The sequence below is a fragment of the Cupriavidus sp. GW823-FHT06D04 genome, from assembly GCF_058795055.1.
Map to the genome: position 1 here is coordinate 90087 of NZ_JBXAHL010000018.1, position 21974 is coordinate 112060.

The 21974-nt window shown below is 68.1% G+C and carries 26 protein-coding genes; 17 read left to right on the top strand and 9 right to left on the bottom strand.

The genetic code is table 11. The annotated features are described in order from the left end of the window. Positions 1-86: 86 nt before the first annotated feature. The 4 genes from AC1Q7H_RS21925 (at position 87) to AC1Q7H_RS21940 (ending at position 3460) form a co-directional block, all read left to right on the top strand. A complete protein-coding gene (locus AC1Q7H_RS21925) occupies positions 87-371 on the top strand; it encodes a CppA family protein (protein WP_011616901.1) in 285 nt (94 codons plus the stop codon). Between the two features lie 113 nt (positions 372-484). After that, a complete protein-coding gene (locus tag AC1Q7H_RS21930) occupies positions 485-1588 on the top strand; it encodes a malate/lactate/ureidoglycolate dehydrogenase (protein ID WP_211981102.1) in 1104 nt (367 codons plus the stop codon). A gap of 75 nt (positions 1589-1663) precedes the next feature. Next, positions 1664-2572 carry a 2-hydroxy-3-oxopropionate reductase gene (locus AC1Q7H_RS21935; RefSeq protein ID WP_211981101.1) on the top strand — a complete coding sequence of 303 codons (909 nt, stop codon included), beginning with the start codon at positions 1664-1666 and terminating at the stop codon, positions 2570-2572. A gap of 21 nt (positions 2573-2593) precedes the next feature. Further along, positions 2594-3460, top strand: coding sequence for a DMT family transporter (locus AC1Q7H_RS21940; protein ID WP_013952589.1), 867 nt, complete (start codon positions 2594-2596; stop codon positions 3458-3460). Here the strand turns inward: AC1Q7H_RS21940 and AC1Q7H_RS21945 are convergent. Then, positions 3457-4014 (bottom strand): flavin reductase family protein, encoded by a 558-nt coding sequence (locus tag AC1Q7H_RS21945; RefSeq protein WP_013952588.1) that lies wholly within the window; start codon positions 4012-4014, stop codon positions 3457-3459. The two genes, AC1Q7H_RS21940 and AC1Q7H_RS21945, sit on opposite strands and share 4 nt — an antisense overlap. Continuing rightward, complete coding sequence (locus AC1Q7H_RS21950; protein WP_211981100.1) at positions 4011-5189, bottom strand: acyl-CoA dehydrogenase family protein; 1179 nt, start codon at positions 5187-5189, stop codon at positions 4011-4013. Before AC1Q7H_RS21950 ends, AC1Q7H_RS21945 begins: the two co-directional genes overlap by 4 nt. Before the next feature lie 146 nt (positions 5190-5335). Here AC1Q7H_RS21950 and AC1Q7H_RS21955 point away from each other — a divergent pair, with 146 nt between their 5' ends. Next, on the top strand, positions 5336-6340 hold the full coding sequence (locus AC1Q7H_RS21955) for an AraC family transcriptional regulator (protein WP_013952586.1): 1005 nt from the start codon (positions 5336-5338) through the stop codon (positions 6338-6340). A 76-nt stretch (positions 6341-6416) separates the two neighbouring features. Here AC1Q7H_RS21955 and AC1Q7H_RS21960 read toward each other — a convergent pair whose 3' ends face one another. Further along, the gene (locus AC1Q7H_RS21960; RefSeq protein ID WP_013952585.1) at positions 6417-6560 is read right to left on the bottom strand and encodes an entericidin A/B family lipoprotein; all 144 of its coding nucleotides are present in this window, start codon (positions 6558-6560) and stop codon (positions 6417-6419) included. A 310-nt stretch (positions 6561-6870) separates the two neighbouring features. Between AC1Q7H_RS21960 and AC1Q7H_RS21965 the strand changes: the two genes are divergently transcribed. The 4 genes from AC1Q7H_RS21965 to AC1Q7H_RS21980 all read left to right on the top strand — a co-directional run bounded on the left by AC1Q7H_RS21965 (position 6871) and on the right by AC1Q7H_RS21980 (position 10491). Next, positions 6871-7143 carry a DUF2188 domain-containing protein gene (locus AC1Q7H_RS21965; RefSeq protein ID WP_013952584.1) on the top strand — a complete coding sequence of 91 codons (273 nt, stop codon included), beginning with the start codon at positions 6871-6873 and terminating at the stop codon, positions 7141-7143. A gap of 194 nt (positions 7144-7337) precedes the next feature. Then, positions 7338-7535, top strand: a complete 198-nt coding sequence (locus AC1Q7H_RS21970) for a hypothetical protein (RefSeq protein WP_041228586.1) — start codon at positions 7338-7340, stop codon at positions 7533-7535. A gap of 149 nt (positions 7536-7684) precedes the next feature. Continuing rightward, positions 7685-8023 carry a hypothetical protein gene (locus AC1Q7H_RS21975; RefSeq protein ID WP_228772612.1) on the top strand — a complete coding sequence of 113 codons (339 nt, stop codon included), beginning with the start codon at positions 7685-7687 and terminating at the stop codon, positions 8021-8023. A gap of 206 nt (positions 8024-8229) precedes the next feature. After that, the gene (locus tag AC1Q7H_RS21980; RefSeq protein WP_211981099.1) at positions 8230-10491 is read left to right on the top strand and encodes a VTT domain-containing protein; all 2262 of its coding nucleotides are present in this window, start codon (positions 8230-8232) and stop codon (positions 10489-10491) included. Here AC1Q7H_RS21980 and AC1Q7H_RS21985 read toward each other — a convergent pair. Next, on the bottom strand, positions 10488-10970 hold the full coding sequence (locus AC1Q7H_RS21985; RefSeq protein ID WP_492378666.1) for a DUF1579 domain-containing protein: 483 nt from the start codon (positions 10968-10970) through the stop codon (positions 10488-10490). The two genes, AC1Q7H_RS21980 and AC1Q7H_RS21985, sit on opposite strands and share 4 nt — an antisense overlap. 182 nt (positions 10971-11152) lie before the next feature. Here AC1Q7H_RS21985 and AC1Q7H_RS21990 point away from each other — a divergent pair, with 182 nt between their 5' ends. The 3 genes from AC1Q7H_RS21990 to AC1Q7H_RS22000 are packed head-to-tail and all read left to right on the top strand — an operon-like array spanning position 11153 to position 12365. After that, the gene (locus AC1Q7H_RS21990; RefSeq protein ID WP_013952579.1) at positions 11153-11473 is read left to right on the top strand and encodes an ArsR/SmtB family transcription factor; all 321 of its coding nucleotides are present in this window, start codon (positions 11153-11155) and stop codon (positions 11471-11473) included. Further along, positions 11470-11934 (top strand): SRPBCC family protein, encoded by a 465-nt coding sequence (locus tag AC1Q7H_RS21995; protein WP_211981096.1) that lies wholly within the window; start codon positions 11470-11472, stop codon positions 11932-11934. Before AC1Q7H_RS21990 ends, AC1Q7H_RS21995 begins: the two co-directional genes overlap by 4 nt. A 14-nt stretch (positions 11935-11948) precedes the next feature. Then, on the top strand, positions 11949-12365 hold the full coding sequence (locus AC1Q7H_RS22000) for a GFA family protein (protein ID WP_211981094.1): 417 nt from the start codon (positions 11949-11951) through the stop codon (positions 12363-12365). A 5-nt stretch (positions 12366-12370) separates the two neighbouring features. Here AC1Q7H_RS22000 and AC1Q7H_RS22005 read toward each other — a convergent pair whose 3' ends face one another. Both AC1Q7H_RS22005 and AC1Q7H_RS22010 read right to left on the bottom strand, forming a co-directional pair. Then, the gene (locus AC1Q7H_RS22005) at positions 12371-12730 is read right to left on the bottom strand and encodes a DUF2880 domain-containing protein (protein ID WP_013952576.1); all 360 of its coding nucleotides are present in this window, start codon (positions 12728-12730) and stop codon (positions 12371-12373) included. 113 nt (positions 12731-12843) lie between these two features. Next, a complete protein-coding gene (locus AC1Q7H_RS22010) occupies positions 12844-13581 on the bottom strand; it encodes a GntR family transcriptional regulator (RefSeq protein WP_041228832.1) in 738 nt (245 codons plus the stop codon). Between the two features lie 141 nt (positions 13582-13722). Between AC1Q7H_RS22010 and AC1Q7H_RS22015 the strand changes: the two genes are divergently transcribed. From AC1Q7H_RS22015 to AC1Q7H_RS22030, 4 genes are read left to right on the top strand one after another with little or no spacing between them, the layout of a single operon-like run. Further along, complete coding sequence (locus AC1Q7H_RS22015; protein WP_492378667.1) at positions 13723-15036, top strand: DUF1254 domain-containing protein; 1314 nt, start codon at positions 13723-13725, stop codon at positions 15034-15036. An 11-nt stretch (positions 15037-15047) separates the two neighbouring features. Next, positions 15048-16364 carry a DUF1254 domain-containing protein gene (locus AC1Q7H_RS22020; protein ID WP_492378668.1) on the top strand — a complete coding sequence of 439 codons (1317 nt, stop codon included), beginning with the start codon at positions 15048-15050 and terminating at the stop codon, positions 16362-16364. Further along, positions 16361-17341: a Bug family tripartite tricarboxylate transporter substrate binding protein gene (locus AC1Q7H_RS22025; RefSeq protein WP_013952572.1), complete on the top strand. Its 981-nt coding sequence runs from the start codon at positions 16361-16363 to the stop codon at positions 17339-17341. Before AC1Q7H_RS22020 ends, AC1Q7H_RS22025 begins: the two co-directional genes overlap by 4 nt. A gap of 59 nt (positions 17342-17400) precedes the next feature. Next, a complete protein-coding gene (locus AC1Q7H_RS22030; protein WP_492381702.1) occupies positions 17401-18414 on the top strand; it encodes a Bug family tripartite tricarboxylate transporter substrate binding protein in 1014 nt (337 codons plus the stop codon). A 16-nt stretch (positions 18415-18430) separates the two neighbouring features. Here AC1Q7H_RS22030 and AC1Q7H_RS22035 read toward each other — a convergent pair whose 3' ends face one another. From AC1Q7H_RS22035 to AC1Q7H_RS22045, 3 genes are all read right to left on the bottom strand, one after another. Next, on the bottom strand, positions 18431-19621 hold the full coding sequence (locus AC1Q7H_RS22035; RefSeq protein ID WP_013952570.1) for a M24 family metallopeptidase: 1191 nt from the start codon (positions 19619-19621) through the stop codon (positions 18431-18433). 11 nt (positions 19622-19632) lie between these two features. Beyond that, positions 19633-20601, bottom strand: coding sequence for a Bug family tripartite tricarboxylate transporter substrate binding protein (locus AC1Q7H_RS22040; protein ID WP_492381703.1), 969 nt, complete (start codon positions 20599-20601; stop codon positions 19633-19635). A 119-nt stretch (positions 20602-20720) separates the two neighbouring features. Further along, positions 20721-21326, bottom strand: coding sequence for a TetR/AcrR family transcriptional regulator (locus AC1Q7H_RS22045; RefSeq protein ID WP_013952568.1), 606 nt, complete (start codon positions 21324-21326; stop codon positions 20721-20723). Positions 21327-21443: 117 nt separating this feature from the next. On the opposite strand from AC1Q7H_RS22045, the gene AC1Q7H_RS22050 reads away from it, so the two are divergent. Next, a complete protein-coding gene (locus AC1Q7H_RS22050) occupies positions 21444-21935 on the top strand; it encodes a flavodoxin family protein (protein ID WP_013952567.1) in 492 nt (163 codons plus the stop codon). Positions 21936-21974: the final 39 nt, after the last annotated feature.

Here is a 21974-nt window from a genome sequence, read left to right on the forward strand (position 1 = left end):
AGTGTTCGTGGACAAATTCCTTGCATCCCGCCGGATACTGTATATATTTACAGTACCTGTATGGATGAACAGTAGGAGTCCCGTCCATGGAACACCTGATCCGTGTGCAAAACGATTATGACCGCCAGGTGCTGGCCTGGCTGCGCGGGCGCATCGGCGATGCCGCGCTGCAGACCGCGGCACTGCGCCTGGGCGGCCAGCGCAAGCCTTACCTGTCAACGATCTGCCGCAGCCTGGGCATCCGCCCACCCAGCCGGCGCCAGTTCGCGGCCGAGGCAGCGCGCATGCACCGCGCGGTGGGCGATACCTACCTGGCCCGTATCCGCGAAATCCTTGGCCAGTCACCTGCCGAAGCTGCGCTGCGCCAGTAAGCAGTAGCCGATCACCGGCCACGCCGGCGCCGCCGAGCTCTCGCTGGCCGTATCATGAAGCCCCGTTGCCGTCACACGGCACGGGGCTTTTTTCATCCCTAGCCAAGGCCGATATGAGCGAACATCGCATCCCTACCGCCGCCCTGCACCAGTGGGTGGCCGATCTCTGGCTTGCCGCGGGCAGCAGCGCACAAGAGGCGCGCCTGACGGCCGACCACCTGGTCGGCGCCAACCTGAGCGGGCATGACTCGCACGGCGTCGGCATGATCCCGCGCTATGTGCTGGCCTGGCAGGCCGACGAGCTGCAGCTGAACCAGCAGGTCAGCGTGCTGCACGATGCCGGCAGCATGCTGAGCCTGGACGGCAACCGCGGCATGGGCCAGGCAGTGACGGCGCAGGCCATGGACATGGCTATCGGCCGCGCGCGCGAGCATGGCGTCTGCGTGATGGGCCTGCGCCAGTCGCACCACCTGGGGCGCGTGGGCCACTGGGCCGAGCAGGCCACTGCCGCCGGCATGATCTCGATCCACTTCGTCAACGTGCTGTCCAAGCCCATCGTGGCGCCGCACGGCGGCTACGATGCGCGCTACGGCACCAACCCGTTCACCATCGGCGTGCCTGTGGCGGGCGAGCCGCCGCTGGTGCTGGACTTCGCCACCAGCGCGATCGCGCTGGGCAAGGTGCGCGTGGCCCACAACAAGGGCGTGCCGGTGGCGCCCGGCTGCCTGCTGGACGCGCACGGCGAGCCCACCGCCGATCCTGCCGTGATGTACCCCGCCGACGGCGCGCCGCAAGGCGCGCTGCGGCCCTTTGGCGAGCACAAGGGCCATGTGCTGGCCGTGATGTGCGAGCTGCTGGGCGCCGCGGTCACCGGCGGCCACACCATCCGCCCCGAAACGCTGCGGCATGAGCATGCGGTCTGGAACAACATGCTGGCGATCGTGTTCGATCCCGCGCGCCTGGGCACCAGCACGTCGTTCGGGCATGAGGTAGCGGCGTTCGCCGAGTGGATGAAGGCATCGCGACTGCAGCCCGGGCAGGATGGCATCCGCCTGCCGGGCGAGCCCGAACGGGCCTGGCGCGCCGCCCGCGCCACCCATGTCCCGGTTGACGCCGGCACGCTGGCCCAGCTGGACGATGCCGCCGCGCGGGTGGCGGCCGCGCGCGCCAGCGCGCAGCCTGCGCCGGGGCCGCTGTCTGCGCTGGCTTGCGACTGACTATCATCAGAGATGAACCCGGCGTCGTGCGCGACGCACGGCCGGCCTGGCGCCTGACCACTACCGGACACTGACATGAGCAAGATCGGCTTTATCGGACTTGGCGTGATGGGCAAGCCCATGGTGCAGCACCTTGTCGAGGGCGGGCATACCGTGTCCGCCCATACCCGCAGCGGCGTGCCGCAGGACCTGCAGGATGCCGGCGTGAAAGCCTGCGCCAGCGCCGAGGAGGTGGCAAAGCAGTCGGAGACCATCATCCTGATGCTGCCTGACACGCCCGACGTGGAGCGGGTGCTGTTTGGCGAGAAGGGGGTCGCTGACGGCCTTGCCGACACGGCAGGCGGCGTCACCGTGATCGACATGAGCTCGATCTCGCCGATCGCCACGCGCGAGTTCGCGCGCTGCATCGAGGCGCTCGGTGCCGACTATGTTGATGCGCCGGTCTCCGGCGGCGAGGTCGGGGCCAAGGCGGGCACGCTGTCGATCATGGCCGGCGGCAAGCAGGAAGTATTCGACCGCGTGCTGCCGATCCTGCAACTGATGGGCAAGAACATCACGCGCGTGGGCGAGGCCGGCGACGGCCAGGTGGCCAAGGTGGCCAACCAGGTAATCGTGGCGCTGACCATCGAGGCGGTCAGCGAAGCGCTGGTGCTGGCCGCCCGCGCCGGCGCCGATCCCGCGCGCGTGCGCGAGGCGCTGATGGGCGGCTTTGCCAGCTCGCGCATCCTGGAAGTGCATGGCGAACGCATGATCAAGCGCACCTTCGACCCGGGCTTTCGCATCGCGCTCCACCAGAAGGACCTGGACCTGGCGCTGTCCACCGCGCGCCAGCTCGGCGTGGGCCTGCCCAGCACGGCGTCGTGCCAGCAGCTGTTCAATGTCTGCAGCGGGCTGGGCGGCGCTGGCTGGGATCATTCCGGGCTGGTCAGGGCGATCGAGCACCTATCCTCGTTCGCCATCGGCGACGAGCCGCCCGCAGCCTGAACCACGCCGCCGCCCCGCCGCATGTCGCGCGCGAACACCGTGGTGCTGACCGCACTGGCGATGCTCGCCTTTGCCGGCAATTCACTGCTGTGCCGGCTCGCGCTGAAAGGCACCACCATCGACGCGGCCAGCTTTACGCTGGCCCGCGTCGCCGCGGCGGCGCTGGTGCTGTGGGTCATCGTCGCGGCGCGGCACCAGTTGGTGCGCACGGTCGTGGCGCAGCGGCTGCCGCCGGTGGAAGGCAACTGGATCTCCGCGCTTGCGCTGTTCTGCTATGCCGCGGCCTTTTCCTTCGCCTATGTGCGTCTCACCGCGGGGACCGGCGCACTGCTGCTGTTCGGGGCGGTGCAGGCCACCATGACCGGCTATGGCCTCTATGCCGGCGAGCCCATGCGCGCGCAGCAATGGTTCGGCCTGGCACTGGCGCTGGCCGGGCTGGTGTGGCTGTTGCTGCCAGGGCTGGCCGCGCCGCCGCTGCTGTCCTCGCTGCTGATGATCGCGGCCGGCATCGCGTGGGGCGTTTATTCGCTGCGCGGCAGGCGCGCCGCGGATCCGGCCTCTACCACCGCGGGCAATTTCCTGCGCGCGGTGCCGATGGCGCTGGCGCTGGGTGCGGTGATGCAGGCGCAGCGTTCACTGGACAGCGCGGGACTGGGCTATGCGCTGTTGTCCGGTGCCATCACATCCGGGCTGGGCTATGTCATCTGGTATGCCGTGGTGCCGCGGCTGAAGGCCGCCACCGCCGCCACCGTGCAACTGAGCGTGCCGGTCATTACGGCGGCGGGCGGCATCGCGCTGCTCGGTGAAGCCTTGAGCCTGCGGCTGGCATTGAGCGCGGCCGCGGTGCTGGGCGGCATTGCGCTGGTGATTGCAGGCAAGCGCGCCTAGCTGCCGGCAAACCCGCCCGCATGGAACACCAGCGGCGCACCTGGCGTCGAGCCATAGGCCACCACCTCCACGACAAAGATCACGTGGTCGCCGACCACGCGCACCGAGCGGTGCCGGCAGATGAAATGCGCCAGCGTGCCGTCGATCAGCACCGTGCCGCACGGCCCGGGGCGGCAATCGACGCCTGCAAAGCGGTCACCACTGCGCGCGGCAAAGCGCTGGCACAAGGCCAGCTGGCCACTGCCCAGCACATTGATCGCGTGGCACGGCGCCGCGCGCAGCACCGCCAGGCTGCCGGAACTGCGCGCCAGGCACCACAGCAGCAACGGCGGTGCGAGCGACACCGAGGTAAAGGCATTGATCGTGACGCCGACCGGCTGGCCGTCGGCGTCCGCGGCCGTAACGATGGTAACGCCGGTGGCAAACTGCCCCAGCGCATCGCGCAAGGCTCGCCGCGCCGCGCCATCGTGGCTGATGGCGCGGGCCGCGTCGTCCTGGCCGCTGTCGTTGCATGCTTGCGTGGCATACGGTAGCGGCGCCAGGGCGGGCATCATTGCGCGGCAGGCCGCACCTCGCCGGGCGGCGCGTCGATATCCAGCCCCAGTGCCATGCGCCCTGCGTACTCCTGCTGCGCACCGGCCTGCAGCGGATGGAAGCGCGCGCCCTGCGCATCGCGAAAGCGCCGCTCCAGTCCGGCGTCGCGATAGAAGCCCGCGCCGCCGGCCAGGTCCATCGCCGCCTCGACCGTCGCCAGCACCGCGCGCGCGGCCAGCGTGCGGGCGCACATGATGCGGTTGGTGGTGACCAAGCCCGGCGCCTGCCCCGATGCCGCCGCGAACATCGCATCCAGCGCCAGCTGCGCGGCATCGGCCTCATTGCACAGGCGCCCGGCGGCTTCCACTGCATGCGCGCTCAGGCGCCGCTGGCGCGCCAGCTGCAGCGCGATATCGCGCGCGGCCTCGGCCACGCCGACGTAGACCGCATAGATCAGCGGCAGCGCGATCATCGCCACCGTATGCATCATCGGATGCCACACGCCTTGCGGGCGGCGCGCGGCAATGGCGGTATCCGGCACCAGCACGCCTTCCAGCAGCACATCATGCGAGCCGGTGCCGCGCATGCCGAGCGTGTGCCAGTTCGACAGCACGCGTACGCCCGGCGACTTCATCGGCAGCGCGAAATGCAGCACCGTGGGCCCGGTCTCCGGATCGTCATGGACGGCGCAGGTCATGAACAGGTCCGCCGCCGGCGCGCCGCTGGCGAAGATCTTGCGCGCATCCACGCGAAAGCCGCCATCCACGCGCGTAGCCTTGCCGCTGCCTTGCAGCCAGTCCGATCCGCCGCTGCCCAGCAACACCAGCTGCTCGCCCGCCACGCGCTTGAGCAGCCCCTCCACCGGCGCTTGCTGATTGCGCCAGCGCCATGCGGCCGTGGCCACCGGGTGGGTGTGCATGGCAAAAGCCAGCGCGGTCGATCCGCAGGACTTGCCCAGCTCGCGCAGCACCGCGCCCAGCTCCTGGTGCGAGAGCCCGGCGCCGCCCAGTTCCTGCGGCACGGCCGCAGCAAAGAAGCGGTGCGCGCGCAGGTCGTCGTAGTTGGCGCTGACGAACTGCCCGCTGGCATCGATCTCTGGCGCGCGCGCGTCGAAGGTGCGGCCTAGGGTCGCGGCCAGGCCGAGCCAGTCGGCCTGTGCGCCTGCGCTGGCATCCGCTGCGGAAAGGGTTTCCATGGTGTTGTCTCCGGCTGGTCTGATACGTGCGCTGCGGCGTTGTATGGCGCCAGGCACGGTGCTAGTATCGGAGCCCGGTCCCCTTGCCCGTATGATCGGGCGTCCGGCTTTCTTGCGCGAAACACCGGATCTGGAGGAATGTGACCATGGATGCCTTGTCCGACCTCTTGCGCGCCGTGCAGCTAAGCGGCGCCGTGTTCCTGAACGGCGAGTTCAAGTCGCCGTGGTGCCTGATCAGTGAAGCGGATGCTGAATTGCGCGCCGCCTTCCTGCCCCGCGCCGACCGCGTCGTCTCCTACCACCTGATTACCGAAGGCGTCTGCTGGGCGCGCCTGGTCGACGGCACCGGCCCGGGCGTGCGCGTCGATACCGGCGAACTGCTGGTGGTGCCGCAGGGCGAGCCGCACGTACTGGGCAGCGACCTGCGCCTGCAGCCACTGCCATCCGCTCCGCTGGTGTACGACATGCTGCGCAACAGCCCGGGCGAGGTCATGCGCGTGTCCTACGGCGGCGGCGGCGAAACCACGCGCATGGTGTGCGGCTTCCTGGGGTTCGACGACACCATGGGCAATCCCTTGCTGACGTCGCTGCCGCGGCTGTTCAAGGTGGGGCTGGGCAGCGGGCTGGAATCGGCATGGCTGGCATCGGCGCTGGCCTTTGCCACCTCGGAAGCGGCGGAACCGCGTGCGGGCACCGCCACGGTGCTGGCCAAGCTGTCTGAGCTGCTGTTCGTGCAGGCAGTGCGGCGCTGCATCGACACTCTGCCTGACAATGAAAGCGGCTGGCTCGCCGCGCTGCGCGACCGCTATGTGGGGCGGGCGCTGTCGCGCATGCATGCACGGCCCGCCTATCCGTGGACGGTCGATGAACTGGCTGGCAACGTGGGGCTGTCGCGCTCGGCGCTGGCGCAGCGCTTTACCGACCTGCTGGGGCAGCCACCGATGCAGTACCTGGCGCACTGGCGGCTGCGCTCCGCGGCGGCCGAACTGCGCAGCGGCAACCGTTCCATCAGCGAGGTCGCGGGCGCGGTCGGCTACGACTCGGAGGCCGCGTTCAGCCGCGCGTTCAAGCGCGAGTTCGGCCTGCCGCCCGCCAGCTGGCGCCGCAACTACATCGACGCGGGGCAGGCTCCGGCGGCGGCCGCACATTGAATTCGCCGTGGCAAAGACAACGGCCCGCGTCACCAGGCGCGGGCCGTAGCAATGCCCGGGCGGCGGGCAGCGGGACTTACATCTTCTGCTTGGTATTTTCCGCCGCGCCCTGCACCTTCTCGCCGCCACGTTCGATGTCCTTGCCCGCACCGGAAATGGTGTTGCAACCCGTGACCAGCAGCACGCCAGCGAGGGCAAACAATGCGAATAGCTTTCTCATGACGATCTCCTTGCTTCGTGTGGATGCGGCATGCGCCGCCAGGATGGAGTGGATCGGAATGACTTGACCGGGCAGCCGCTTGCCCGACCGGCAATTGGATCGTAGCAACGCACCGCAGCGCGCAAAGTCGGCTTTCGTCCTACCGGGATGTCAGCCGACGGCGCGACCGGCCGTCACCGCGTACGCGCTTGTGCTTGTGCTTGTGCTTGTGCTTGTGCTTGTGCTTGTGCTTGTAGGACAGCGACGGATACCCCGCGGCAGCGCCATCGCTTAAAAATCAACAGCCAGTCCAAGCCTTCCGGAGAACACCATGACGTCACGCAGCATCCACGTGCTTCCCGCCGCAACCGACAACACAGAATACGCCGGCGACGGCGCATGGGCTCTCACCATTGAGGGCCTGGAGAACGGTGGCGACGACACCGCGCTGCATTTCCCGACCCAGGAAGCCGCGATTGCGGCCGGCTGGATGCGCGCGCGCGAGGATGGCCTGCCGTTGTGCATCCACGGCCGCGACGGCCTGGTGCGCGAGCGCAAGATCTATTGCCGGGACGCACGCGGCACCGCCCGCATCGGCTACTGAGCCCCCCGGCCAGCGCCAGCGGCCGGCCCCACCCCCTACCTCCCCGAGCCCGCGGCCAATGCGGGCACAACAGTCCATTGCAGGAAACACATTGAGTGAAATCAATGTGTTACGCCTCCGTTCGTGAAAGCTATGGGTCCGTCACCGATACTGGAATCAAGGCACTCCATTATCCAGAATCAACCGAGACCCCCATGCGCCTGTTCCTCAGGTACCGCCCGCTGGACATCTATCCCGACCCGATCGACGCCAGGGTTGCCGAACTGCACGAGCTTGCCGAAGACATCCATGCCAGGCACGCGCGCAAGTGGCGCCGGCATGGCACGATGCTGACCCTGCGCGACGGCGCGGATCGCAGATTTCCGGCCGGCGACCCGGAAACGCGGCATTAGATTAGGGAAGATTCCTCTCTGCGCTCGGAAATGTGAACAAGTGTCATATCCGGTTGGCAAGGATATGACCCCTGCGAAAGAATGGGTACCGTACGCGGCAGGCTCGATTGGCGAGCCCACCGCTGCAACCCTTTTCCTGACGCAGCGAAATGAATCGAACCACCCGGGAATGCGTGATGGCGTTGATTTCCAGCCTGCGTGCCAAGGGGCCCATGCCCCGGCACCAGCTTGCCGCCGCCAGCCGCCTGAACGCCGCGGAACTGACGCGTGCGCTGAAGTCCGCCCGCCAGATGGGCGTGGTCGCCTACGCCGGAGAGCCTGAATCCCCGGCCGAGGCAGATACCCCGCTAGTGCTGACCGGCCGGCCCTTGCCGCCGCCGCGGCGCGTGGCGCCGGCACCGCGCGAAAGCAAGCCGCATTTCGAGCCGCTGCTGGATGTCTGGGGCATTGCCCGCCCTACCACGCTGCGGCGCAGCCATCCGTCGTAGCGTCTTCGCCGCATAGCGGGGTCTTCCGACTCGCCCTCGTCGGCATGCCGTTCTTACAAAGGCAGGTAAAGCGCACACGCGCCTGAACCGGCCAAGGCTTGCCTTTACCCCCTGGGGCGCCGCCTGCACGCCTGGGGCAGCCCACGTGCCGCGCCGGTACGGAACTTGCGCGACGCTTCTGGCTAAACCTCCCCGAAGCGTGCGACATGAGGCAACACAACCCGCCCGGCACCACCGCGCCCCCCGCCACTGGCGCTCCGCATGATTGCCAGGCCCCGCTCGGCTTTACGCCGGAGCCGGGGCGCAATTGCTGGCGCGTCGAGTCCTGCCAGCGCTTTGCCATGCTGGTCGACGCCGACGCCTACTTCCGCGCGCTGCGCGAAGCGCTGCCGCGAGCCGAGCACACCATCTTCATCCTGGGCTGGGATATCGACAGCCGCATGGAATTGGTGCCGCAGGGCGCGCAGGACGGCCTGCCGGCGGGCCTGCGAGACTTCCTGTGCGCGCTGGCGGACCAGCGCCCCGAACTGCGCATCTACATCCTGAGCTGGGACTACGCCATGGTGATGGCGATGGAGCGCGAGTGGCTGCCGTCCGCCAGCGCGCACTGGCAGGCGCACCGGCACCTGTCGTTCCGGCTTGACGGCAACCATCCCCCCGGCGCCTCGCACCACCAGAAGGTGGTCGTCATCGACAACAAGCTCGCCTTTGTCGGCGGGCTGGACCTGACGCTACGCCGCTGGGACGACAGCTGCCATGCCCCCGGCGCGCCGCTGCGCGTGGCCGAAGGCAAGCCCTACCCGCCCTTCCATGACGTGCAGTGCGCGCTCGACGGCCCCGCCGCGGCGGCGCTGGGCACCCTGTGCGCGGCGCGCTGGCTGCGCGCCAGCGGCAGCCAGCCGCGCCCGGTTGCGGCCACCTCGTCAGACCCGTGGCCGCCAGGCCTGGCGCCGGAGCTGACCGACGTGCGCGTCGCCATCGCCCGCACCATGCCCATGTGCGAGGACGAGCCCGGTGTCAGCGAGATCCGCATGCTGCTGCGCGATGCTATCGCCTCCGCCCGGCACAGCATCTACATGGAGAACCAGTACTTCAGTTCGCACGAGATCGCCAAGGCGCTGGAGGCACGGCTGGGGCACGAGGACGGCCCTGATATCGTGCTGGTGTCGAGACGCAACGAGAGCGGCTGGCTAGAAGCGCACAGCATGGGCGTGCTGCGCGCGCGCCTGTACCGCCGCCTGCGCGCAGCCGACACGCAGGAACGCTTCTGCCTGTACTGCCCGTCGATTCCGGGCCTGATGCCCGAATGCGTCAACGTGCATAGCAAGGTCACGGTGATCGACGACGACCTCATCACCATCGGCTCATCCAACCTCAGCAACCGCTCGCTGGGGCTGGATACCGAGTGCAATATCGTGGTGATGTCGGGCGGCGACCCGCGCGTGCAGGCGGCCATTGCCGCCATGCGCGCACGGCTGCTGGGCGAGCACCTGGATGTGGCACCCGAAGCCTTCCAGGCCGAGGTCGCCGCCACCCGCAGCGTGCTTGCGGCCATCCGCAACCTGCAGCGCGCGGACGGGCGCTCGCTGGAAGCCTACGAGCCGCCGTTGCCGGACGATGTCGATGCCGCCTCGCCGGCGGCCAGCCTGCTGGACCCGATCGAGCCGATCGACAGCGACCAGGTCCTGGCCGAGTTCGTCAGCCATGAGGCACGCCCGCGCGTGCTCGGGCGCGTCGGGATGATGGTGGCGCTGGCGCTGCTGCTGGCGGGGCTGGCGTTTGCGTGGCGCCATACGCCGCTGCGCGAATGGGCGGACTTCCGCGCGCTGCTCAGTGTGGTCGAGCAACTGGACGAGATGCCGCTGGCACCGCTGGCGATGATTGGCGTCTACCTGGCCGGCGCGGTGACGATGCTGCCGGTGACGCTGCTGATCCTGGTGACCGTGGTCATATTCGGCCCGCTCTATGGCGCCGCGCTGGCGCTGTGCGGCACCGTTCTGAGCACCGGCGCGGGCTACCTGGCCGGCCGCTTGCTGGGGCGCAATGCCGTGCGCCGCTTTGGCGGCAGGCGGCTGAACCGGGTCAGCCACCAGCTGGGCAAGCACGGGGTGGTGGCGATGGTGGTGCTGCGGCTGGTGCCGATTGCACCGTTCGCGCTGGTCAACCTGGTGATCGGTGCATCGCGCATCAGCCTGCGCGACTGCCTGCTCGGCACCGCGCTGGGCATGCTGCCCAGCATTGTGGTGGCTGCCTGCCTGGTGAACCGCGTCGCCGCCGCGGCGCGCGATCCGGGCCTGTTCACCTTCGCCTTGCTGGCGCTGGTGCTGCTGGTGCCGGCGTCGCTGCTGCTGGTGCTGCGCCGCCGGCGCCGGCGCCGTGCCGAGGGCGGCGCCGCGCGCCCGCAAGACGATCCGCCCGGCCCCCGCGGGCGGCTGGCACGGCTGGCGGCACTGCGCCGCCAGGCCTAACGCTGGCGGCGATAGCTGGCGTTCATGAACTGGGCCCACTCGCCGTTCTCGCCCAGCATGTAGGACGTCAGCGTGCGGTGGTCGTCGTCGGTGAAGGTGATCACGTCGCGGTACTGGGCGATGCGGCCATTGCCGGAACAATCCGGCCCCTCGGCACGCAGCGTCAGTTGCTGGCCGCCGCCGTCGAGCTCGCCTTCATAGAACCACAGGTGGGTCATCATCGAGCCGATGAAGGTCCCCACGAAATGCTTGCGGGCGGGGTCGTAGCCGAGCGTCATGACCGTGGTGGACGGGCCGCAGCCGGGCATGTCACCCTGCGTCACGCACTGGACCCAGACGTCGCCGACGCTGCTCACGCGCTCGGGGATCTCCCACTTCTGCACCGGCTGGTCCGGTCCCATCGATGCGTCGCCTTCGGCGATCCAGTTGCCCACCAGCCGTTGCAGCCAGCGGTGCTCCTTCTGCGCTTCGGTCTTCATTCGCGGTCCCCTTGGGTTGCAGCCACAGATGCTTGTGGATGCCGTACACATAGCCTAGCAAATGAAATGGACAGTGTCCACTTTTGCCTGCAATTGGCTGTGCTGCGTTGGCCTGACGCGCTGATTGACATGCAGGCATTTACCTGCATATACTCCCCTCATGCACAAACACAACGGATGGGATGGACGCTGACAAGGTTTTCAAGGCGCTGGGCGACCCGACACGCAGAAAGCTGCTCGACCTGCTGTACGAGCGGAACGGGCAGACGCTGGGCGAACTCTGCGAGCACCTGAACATGGCGCGGCAATCAGCCACCCAGCACCTCGGGATCCTCGAGGCGGCCAACCTGGTGAGCACGGTCCGGCGTGGCCGGGAGAAGCTGCATTTCATCAACCCGGTGCCGCTGCACGAGGTCTACGAGCGCTGGGTGCGGAAATTCGAACGTCAGCGGCTCAGCCTGCTGCACGACCTGAAGAACGAACTCGAAGGAGATCAGCAATGAGCCAGGAGAAGACCAGCTTCGTTTATGTGACCTACATCCGCTCGACGCCGGATAAAGTGTTCGAGGCCATCACGAAACCGGAGATCGCGCGACGCTACTGGGGCCACGAGAACGTCTCCGACTGGAAGCCCGGATCGGCCTGGGAGCACGTGCGCGCCAACGAGCAGCGCACGGTTCAGGTGGTCGGCAAGGTAGTCGAGGCCGCGCCGCCGACGCGCCTGGTCATCACGTGGGCGAGCCCCTCGCAGGCCGCCGATCCGGCCAGCTACAGCCGCGTGAGCTTCGACATCGAGGCGTACGAGGAGATGGTGCGGCTGACCGTCACCCATGACGAACTCGAGGCCGACAGCGGGATGGACAAGGCCATCAGGCAGGGCTGGCCGATCGTTCTTTCCAGCCTGAAGTCCCTGCTGGAAACAGGGCAGGCCATCGACGTCTTCGCCAAGCCGAAGGCAGCCTGAACCGGGAGTTGCTCATGACCCAGCCCTACACCGGCGGATGCGCGTGCGGCGCGATCCGCTACGCAACCAGGCACGCGCCCGTCTTCCAGAACCACTGCCAGTGCCGCGACTGCCAGCGGCGCAGCGGCACCGGGCACGGCTCCTACCTGACCTTTCCCGCGCGCGCCGAGATGACCATCGCTGGTGAAGCCACGCACTGGGAGGTCGCGGGCGACAGCGGCAACGTGAAGGTCCACGCCTTTTGCCCGGTCTGCGGCACGCCGGTCTTCCTGCGCTTTGCCGCGATGCCGGAGCTGATCGCGGTCCACGCGGGCAGCCTGGACGACCCGGACCGCTTCGTGCCGCAGGTCCTCACCTACAGCGCCCGCGCGCCGGCGTGGGACGCCATCGATCCTTCACTGCAGGCATTCGAGCGGATGCCGGCCGGCTAGCCCTATTACGGCAGCCTGACCTTGGGCACCACGAACTGGTTGCCCGGGGCGCGCAGCACGTCGCACTGGACCTTGGCCTTGCGCACGGCGCCGTCCTGCGCCAGGTATTCGACGTCGGCCACCACGCTGTAGGCGTCTTCGGCCACCTTGCGGGTCTTGCCGCCGATCCACTTGAAGCTGGCGGGATTGGGCAGCGCTGCCTTGACCGCCTTCATGCAGGCAACCGGGGCCTCCGGGGCCTCGTCCTTGCCGCGCGGCTTTGGTGCGCCGTCCTGCCCCGCAGCCAGCGCCGCCGACGCGCACGTGACCGACAACGCCATCACCAGCGCGGTGGACAGGGAACGCGGAAAAAGCGGCGAAAGCATCTTGAACTCCTGGGCTGTGGCAGAACTGGACGCCACATTCTAACGCCGGCGCCGATGCCGTTCAGGCCACGGCATCGGCACAAAAGTTCCCCTGGCGCCACTGCCAGGCAGCGCTAGCGCCGCACGCAAGCCTTGTAGGTGAACTTGTCGCCACGAAACATGAACTCGGAGAAAGCCAGCGGCTTGTCGTCGATGTCGTGCGGCGTGAACCGGATGCGCAGCAGCGGCTCGCCGGGCGCCACCTTGAGGCGGCGCGCGGTTTCGGCATTGGCAGGGATTGCCGCGCTCTCCGTGTGCAGGTACTTGAGGCGATAACCCAGGCGGGCTTCCACGATCATCAGTGCATCGTGACGTTCAAGGTCGTGCTCCAGGATCGCGCGCATCAGGGGTTCGGGCGCCATCGTCATGCCCACCGCCACCGGGGTGCCTGCCACTGACTTGAGCATGGTCACGCACAGCAGCTTTGTTCCCGGTGGCAGGCGCAGCGCATCGGTGGCGATGGCCGGCGCCGCAATCAGCCGCGTCGACAGCAGCTTGCCGTGCGCTTCGTGCCCGCGCGCACGCATGTAATCGAAAAAGCCAGTCAACGGCCCCAGGTCCGCCTGCCCCGCCGGACGGCTGACAAAGCTGCCCTTGCCGTGCACCGTCTCGATCAGCCCTTCGGCAAGCAGCGATGCCAGCGACTGGCGCACGGTGATGCGGCTGACGCCGAATTCAGCCATCAGCTCAGCCTCGGACGGCAGCTTGATGCCCGGAGTCCATTCATTGTTGACGATGCGCTGGCGCAGCGCGCCTTCGATCTGCTTGAAGCGAGGCAGGGAGCTTGTTGTCACGAGATTGGTGGTGTTCACGTCATGTCCGATGCGGGCATCCACTTATCATAACAACATTGACTCATCATAACATGTCATGACAACATGCTCCGACACGTCAATGACAAGATTCGCGGCGCCGCCCAAAAAGTCATGGCGCACGCATACGGAGACAACGCCATGAACCAACCCGCTGCGCCCTTCCTTGCCGGCGCACCCATCGACACGCCCCAGGAAGCCCTCACCGCCGCGGCGGCGCTGCCGCTGGTGCTTGCCACCTATCCGCTGTTTGAAAGCCTGCGCACCTGCCGGCTGCAGACCTACGTAGCCCAGGCCACGGGCTACGGCCGTGCCCCCGTCAACGTGCTGTCGGCCAGCACGCACCAGTGGACGCACAAGGACCGCGACATCGTCACCCCGGCCAACGACCTGCTCTACTTCTGCGCCTGGGTCAACCTGGCCGACGGCCCGGTCACGCTGCACGTGCCCGCACTGGCGGACGCCAGCCGCTATTACGTGGTGGAGCTGCTGGACGCCTGGACCAACAACTTCGAGAACCTGGGCCCGCGCAATGTGCCCGCGGCCGGCGCCGACATCGTTCTGGCCGGCCCCGGGCAGCACGCCGAAGGCGACCACGTGGTGCGCTGCCCCACCTCACTGGTCTGGCTGCTGGGCCGCGTGCTGGTGACCGGTGCCGACGACCTGCCGGCGGCGAGCGCCTTCCAGAACGGCTTCCGCCTGTCCGGCGGCACCAGGATGCAGCCCGCCTGCGTGCGCGACTGGCAGGATGGCGGCGAGCCTGCGCTGGACTTCTTCGCCAACATCTTCAACGCCCTGCGCGAGTATCCTGCCGAGCCTTCTGCCGCGGGCCTGCTGTCGTTGCTGCGCAAATGCGGCATCCGCGCCGGCGACGCCGTCGATGTGGGCGCGCTGCGGCCTGCGGTGCAACAGGGCCTGGTCCGCGCCTGGCACGAAGGCATGGCCCTGATCGAGGCCAACACCCGCAGCCATGCGCGCAAGAGCTGGACCTACAGCCTGCTGCTGGGCCGCTATGGCGACGACTGGATGCAGCGCGCGGTTACCGCGATGAAGGGCCTGGGCGCACTGCGCGCCGACGAGGCCGTCTATGCCGCTGCCGACTACGACGCCGACAGCGAACTGCTGCACGGCCGCCACGCCTACGCCCTGCACTTCCCCGCGGGACACCTGCCGCCGGCGCAGGCGTTCTGGTCGGTCTCGCTCTACGGCGCCGACCGCTTCTTCACCGACAACGCCATCGGGCGCTACGCACTGGGCGACCGCAGCCCCGGGCTGCAATACGATGCCGACGGTGGCCTCACCCTGACCATCTCGCACCAGCGCCCCACGCAGGCGCAGGACAACTGGCTGCCGGCACCGGACGGCCCGTTCTACCTGATCCTGCGGCTCTACCAACCGACCGATGGCTTCATGGCCGGCGACTACGTGATCCCGCCCTTGCGGCGCGTTGCCTGATGGAGCACGCCATGGAGCCCCACGACAACCAGCTCGGCACACTGGCGTGCGACGCGGTGCGCTACACGCTGCCGCTGTACGAGATGGCGCGCATGCGCGCCGCCACCTGCCCGCGCCGCGATGGCGCCGGGGTCTTTGCCGGCGACGGGCCCGATTCCACACTGCGCTGGATCAACACCGTCACGCATGTGCGCGCGCTGCTCGGCCCGCAGCACCGGCAGGTCGTCACGCCGAACAACGACACGCTCTACACCAATGCGTGGCTCGACCTGTCCGGCGGTCCGCTGCTGCTCGATGTGCCCGACTGCCACGGCCGCTACTACGTGCTCGGCCTGCTAGACGCCTATACCAACCCGTTCGGCTATATCGGCACCCGCACCACCGGCACTCAAGGCGGCACGTGGCTGCTGCATGGGCCAGCCTGGCGCGGCGAGGTGCCGGCCGGCGCAACGCCGCTGCCCTGTCCCACCGACGCGGTCTGGATCATCGGCCGCGTCCTGGCCGATGGCGAAGCCGATTTGCCGGGTGCACATGCCCTGCAGGACGGCATCCGCCTGCGCCGGCCAGACGGCACCAGCGCAGCAACCGTATTCGATGCTGGCATGCAAGCCGGCGGGCGGCCAGCCGATCCCGACCGCTACGCCGCCGTCGTCACCCGCATGCTGCGCGAGAACCCGCCACCCGCCGCCGAAGCCGAACTGGTCCGCGCCTTTGCCCCGGCCGGCATCGGCAGCAATGCGCCGCTGACCGTGGCACAGCGCGCGGCACTGGCCACCGCGCTGACGCAGGTCGACGCGGAACTGGCCGCGCCCAGGGCCTCCGCGCTGGGCGGCGGCTGGTTCCTGCCGGTGGAAATCCGCACCTCGTTCGGCACCCACTACGCTCTACGCGCCGAAGTGGCGCGCAACTACATTGGTGCGCTAGGCGTTGAGGAAGCCATGTACCTGATGGCCGATTGCGATGGCGACGGCTTGCCGCTGGACGGCACGCACCAGTATGAACTGGTGTTTCCCCCGCAAGGACTACCCCAGGCGGGCGCATTCTGGTCGCTGACCATGTACCGCAAATCGGACTGCATGCTGGTCGAGAACCCCCTGCAGCGCTACTCGCTGGGCGACCGCTCGCCGGCCCTGCGCTCGGCGCCCGATGGCAGCCTGCGCATCGTGCTGGGCGCGCAGCCCCCTTCGGAGAACGCCCTGGCCGGTAACTGGCTGCCGGCACCCGCGGAGCCGTTCTATGTAGCGTTGCGTCTCTACGTGCCCGGTATCACGCACCTGGAACGCACCTTCCGCTATCCACCCATCCGCCGCATGAAGGAAGCATCATGAATCGGACCTCAATCTTCGCCCGGGCCGTGCTGACGGCCGGCCTGGCGATGCTGTGCCTGGCCAGCCCCGCGCAGGCGCAAACGTATCCGTCGCGGCCGGTCAAGCTGGTGTCGCCATATGGCGCTGGCGGCTCCAATGACATCTCTGCCCGCATTCTTGCCGAGGCACTTGGCCACAAGCTTGGCCAACAGGTGGTGGTGGAGAACAAGCCTGGCGCCGGCACGCGCCTGGCCACCGAGCAGGTGGCCCATGCCGCGCCGGACGGCTACACGCTGCTGTGGGCCGCCGCGCCCTTCGCCATCAATACCGCGGCAGGCATCGCTCAGCGCTACGACGTCCACAAGGACTTCGTGCCAGTGGGGCCGCGAGTGCTGGGGCCGGTCTTCCTGATCGTCAATGCCAGCTCGCCGGCTCGCACCGTGTCCGACTTCGTGCGCATGGCCCGGGACAAGCCGGATGGCGTGACGCTGGCCTCCCCGGGCGCAGGCTCGGGCCCGCACCTGACCGCCGAACTGTTCGGGCAGGTCGGCAAGTTCAAGCTGCTGAATGTCCACTACCGCGGCGACGCCACCGCCTATACCGAACTGCTGGCCGGCCGCGCGGACGCCACCCTGACCGCCATCACCTCGGCGCTGCCCTTTATCAAGGCCGGCAAGCTGCGTGTGCTGGCAGTGGCCTCGGAACAGCGTTCGCCGGTCTATCCGGATGCGCCCACCTTTGCCGAGCAGGGTTACCCGGGCATGGTCGGCTACGGCTGGTTCGGCCTGGTCGCGCCGGCCGGCACGCCGCCCGCCGTCTCCGAGCGCTTGAACCGCGAGGCATCGGCCGTGCTGGCCGATGCCGAGATCCGCAAGAAGCTGCTGGGGCTGGGGCTTGAGCCGCAGCCAGAGCCGGGCAGCGCGTTTTCCGCCTTCATCGACCAGGAAATCGGCAAATGGGGCAAGCTGATCAAGGCGCGCGGCATCAAGCTGGAGTGAGACATCCCCTTCGACGTAGGGCAACACGTGACCATCCATCCCAAGGAAACAACGCCATCATGATGACCGCTGCCCCCCTGCTGCGCGGCCCGCTGCTGCAAGCCGCCCTGCCCCTGCTCACCTTGCTGGCCCTGGCCGCCACGCCCACGCCGGCCGGCGCACAGGGCGCCTACCCGGCCAAGTCCATCCACCTGATCGTTGCCTACCCGCCGGGCGGGCTGACCGACACGCTGGCGCGCACCATCGGCGATGGCCTGTCGCGCCAGCTCGGCAAGACGGTGGTGGTGGAGAACAAGGGCGGCGCCGGCGGCATCATTGGCACCGACTATGTCGCCAAGTCGGCGCCTGACGGCTATACGCTGCTGATGACCATTCCCGGCCCGATCACGTCCAACCTGGCGCTGTACAAGAAGCTGCCCTACGATCCGCGCACTGAACTGCGCCCGATCTCCGACATCGCCACCGCGCGCACCGTGCTGGCGGTCAACAGCAGCGTGCCGGCCAAGACCGTTGCCGAACTGCTGGCCTATGCCAAGGCGTCGCCCGGCAAGCTGCGCATGGGGTCGTGGGGCCCGGGCACGCAGCCACATACCATCCAGACTTACCTCGCCAGGCAATACCAGGCGGACATGCTGCACGTGCCCTACCGCGGCGAAGGGCCGATGGTGACCGACCTGCTGGCCGGCCAGGTCAACGTGACGGTGGGCTCCGTGACCGCACTCAAGCAGCACTTCGTCACCGGCAAGCTGCGGCCCCTCGCGGTCACCGGCACGCGCCGCGCACAGGGCCTGCCAGACGTGCCGACCTTCGCCGAGGCCGGCTACGCCGACGACCCGTTCCGGCTGACCGGCCCGATCACGCTGATGGCGCCCGCGAAGACGCCGCAGGGCATCATCGACCGCCTGGGCCGCGAGACCGCCAGCCTGGTCGCCAGCGCCGACATGCAGCGGCGCATCGTGGACATGGGCGCGGAACCGCTCGGCAATACGCCGGCGCAGGCGGAGGCCGCATACAAGGCCTACTTGCCAGTGGTTCTGAAACTGACGGCGGATACGGGAGTGACGCTCGACTGAGCTACGCGGCTGGCGCCTAGTCCACGGTGGCGAATTCCAGCGTCTTCGGCGTCTTGATGATGACTTCCGGCTGGTCGCCAACCACCACGGTATCGTCCAGCCGGAAGCCGCCGAGACCATAGACATAGAGACCCGGCTCCGCCGAATACACCTCTCCCGCAAGCAGCGGACGGGTATTGAACGCCATGTCCTCCGGGTATTCGTGCAGCATCAGCCCGACCGCGTGGCCAGTGCGATGGAACACGTAGTCCCCGCAGCCGGCCTGCTCGATCACAGCCTGCGCGGCCGCATCCATGTCGCAGACGCGCTTGCCCACCACCGCCGCCGCAACGGCAGCGTCGGTGGCCTTTGCCGCAACCTGGTAGAGCCGCGCCTGCTCGCCGCCAGGGCGCCCGCAAAACCAGGTGCGCTCGTTCTCGACATAAAGCCCGTTCAGGCGCGGCAGCACCAGGTTGACGATGGTGTCGCCAGCGCAGATCCGTGCGCCGCATCCGGCGCCATCGCCATGCGGCGATGCCGAAGCCGGCCCGGTCAGCGTCCAGCATTTGAGGATATCGAAATCCTCGCCCGGAAAGCGCCGCGCCGCCTCCTCTGACATCAGCGCCGCCATGGCGTGGTCGAGCTCCTGCACCAGCCGCCCTGGCCGGAAGTTCTCGCGGTAGCGATCCTGCACCCAGTCCGTCAGCGCACCGAGCTCGCGCATGACCTGCAGCTCCTCCGCATGCTTGACCCAGCGCAGGCTGCGCATCTCCGCCATGGCGGGCCGCAGCGTGAGTTCAGGCAGGTAGCGCTGCGCACCCGCCAGGATCGGATGCTGGACGTCGACCGCAATCCGCGACATGCCGAGCCCCCTGGCCCCCAGCAGCGCAGCAACCACTTCCGGCAGCTGCGCGGGCAGCGGCAGGCGGTTCGAGACACGGGGATGCTCGGAATAGTAGGTGATATCGGCAAGCCAGACCGTGCCCTTCTCGGTCGCAAAGCGCATATGGTTGGTCGACAGCTCGTTCATGACCGCGAAGGTGTCGCCATTGCGCGGCACCACCACGAACACCGGGCGCTCCCACGGCCAGACATCGAGCTGGAAGTTGGTGGCGTACTGGAAGAAGTCTGGCGTGCCGAACACCAGCGCATCGACGCGCAGCTTGTCCATCAGCCTGTGCATCGCCGCCAGGCGATAGTCGTGTACGGCCTTGGTGAGATGTGCCATGGCAGCGGTCCTCAAAGAGAAATGTCAAGGTTGCGGATGATCGGGCCCCAGGTATCGGCGTCGCGCTTCATATGGCGCTCCACCTCGGACGGCGGCCCCTTGATTGCATCCAGGAACTGGAAGGCAAGCTTCTCCTGGAATTGCGGGTCGTCCAGGATCTGGTTGATGTCGGCATTGACCTTGCGGATAACGCCTGCAGGCGTGCCTGAGCGGGCCACGATCGCGTACCACCCGGGTACCTGCACGTCATAGCCAAGCTCCTTGAAGGTGGGCACCGCGGGCAAGGCCGGCTGCCGCTTGTCGCCGGTGACCGCCAGCGGTACCAGCTTCTTGCCGGCGATGTAAGGCTGCACGCCCGCGAGCACATTCATCATCACCGGGGTCTGCCCGTTCATCAGGCTGGTCGAGCCACCGCCGCCGTTGAACGGCACGTGCTGCAGCCGGACTTCGGTGCGTTGTGCGACCAGTTCCATCGCCAGGTGGGTGGAGTTGCCGATGCCGCCCGACGCGAAGCTGATCTCGCCGGGGCGAGCCTTGGCCATCCGCACGAAATCCTGGAACGTATCGGCCTTGAGCGACGGTGCCGCGACAAAGACAAAGGGCGAGTTGGCGAGCATCGCCACGCCGGTCAGGTCCCGGCCCGGGTTGTAGGGCAGCTTCGGATACAGGAAGGGATTGAAGCTCAGGTTGGAAACGCCGGCGAAGAACAGCGTGTAGCCGTCGGCGGGCTGCCCGATCACATAGCTGATCGCCAGCATCCCGTTTGCCCCGGGCTTGTTCTCCACCACCACCGGCTGGTTCCAGGCACGGCTGAGCTTTTCCGCGAGCGCGCGCGCCAGCACATCATTGCCGGTGCCGCCGGCCTGCGGCAGCACCAGCCGCACGGGCTTCGAAGGGAAGGTTTGCGCCTGCCCGATCCCTGGCAGCGCCATCGCCACCGCAGTCCCGGCCACCCAGGCCAGTAGTTGTCGCCGATCCATATTGCACCCTGTTGGTTTGTCACGATTCGCCTCGTTCGCGAAGGCGTGGGATGCAATGTACCATGTGGTACACGAATGGGAAAAATCGGGGTTTACGCGGATTTCCGCGGAAGAAACCGTTACTTGCCGGTTTGGGGAGGCACCGCCATCCTGGCGGCGAAGTACTTCAGCGCGGCCGTCGTGCCCTTGCGGTCACCCGTGGTGACCAGGTCCAGCAGCAGCCCACGCATGGTGGCAAGTTCCACCCGCGCGCGCAGCCCGGCCTCGGCAGCGCCAAGGCCGAGGTCGCGCTGCAGGCGCGCCGCCAGCGTGGTTGTCCAGCTGCCGACGACGTCTTCCAGAAAGCCGCTGAAGCGCTCGCGGTCGCGGATGGCCTTGCCGTAGATCTCGAACATCAGCTGCATGATCGGCAGGTAGGCTGGAGCGGAATAGCGCTCCCATGCCGCCTCCATCGCGGCTTCGGGAGCCATGCCTTCCACCATCACGCGCTGGCGGGCGGCCTGCTCCGCATGGCGGATGCGATGCAACAGTGCCTGCCAGAAGCCATCCCCGGAGCCGAAGTAGTAGATCAGCATGCGGTGGCTTGTGCCGAGCGCGTCCGCCACACTGCGCAAGGAGAGATCGCCCAGGCCATTGGCAAGAACATGATCGGTGGCGGCATCCAGCAACTGGATGGCCTGCTCGCTGGCGGAGCGGTCAAGGGCGGGGGCTTTGGCTTTCGGCATGGAGGGGTGGCACGTGCGCCGGGCGCGCAGGATGGCTGCCCCGGATTCTACGATAACTGTCGTCGCCGGCCTGCGTGATACAGTCTTTAGCGTACGGCACACCGCCCCCACGCAAGCATGAAAACGCTGCTGATCGTCTATCACACCATGACCGGAGGCACCCGGCAGATGGCCGAGGCCGCCGCTGACGCGGCCCGTCAGCAGCCCGGCGTCACGGTCGTGCTGAAGACGGCTGCCGAGGCCGGCCCGGACGATGTCCTTGCCGCCGACGGCTATCTCTTCGCCACGCCAGAGAACCTGGCCGCCATGGCAGGGATGATGAAGGACTTCTTCGACCGCTGCTATTACGCCGCGCTGGACCGCATCAACGGCCGCCCCTACGCCACCATGATCTGCGCCGGCAGCGATGGCGAGAATGCGCTGCGCCAGATCGACCGCATCGCCACCGGCTGGCGGCTCAACTGCATTGCGCCGGGGCTGATCGTCTGTACGCATGCGCAGACGCCTGAGCGCATCCTTGCGCCCAAGCAAATCGAAGCCGGGGACCTGGCGCGTTGCGCGGAGTTGGGTGAGGGCCTGGCAGCGGGATTGGGGCTTGGGGTGTTCTGATGGCATGCCGGGGCCGTACCGCGCTATGGGGCGGGGCGG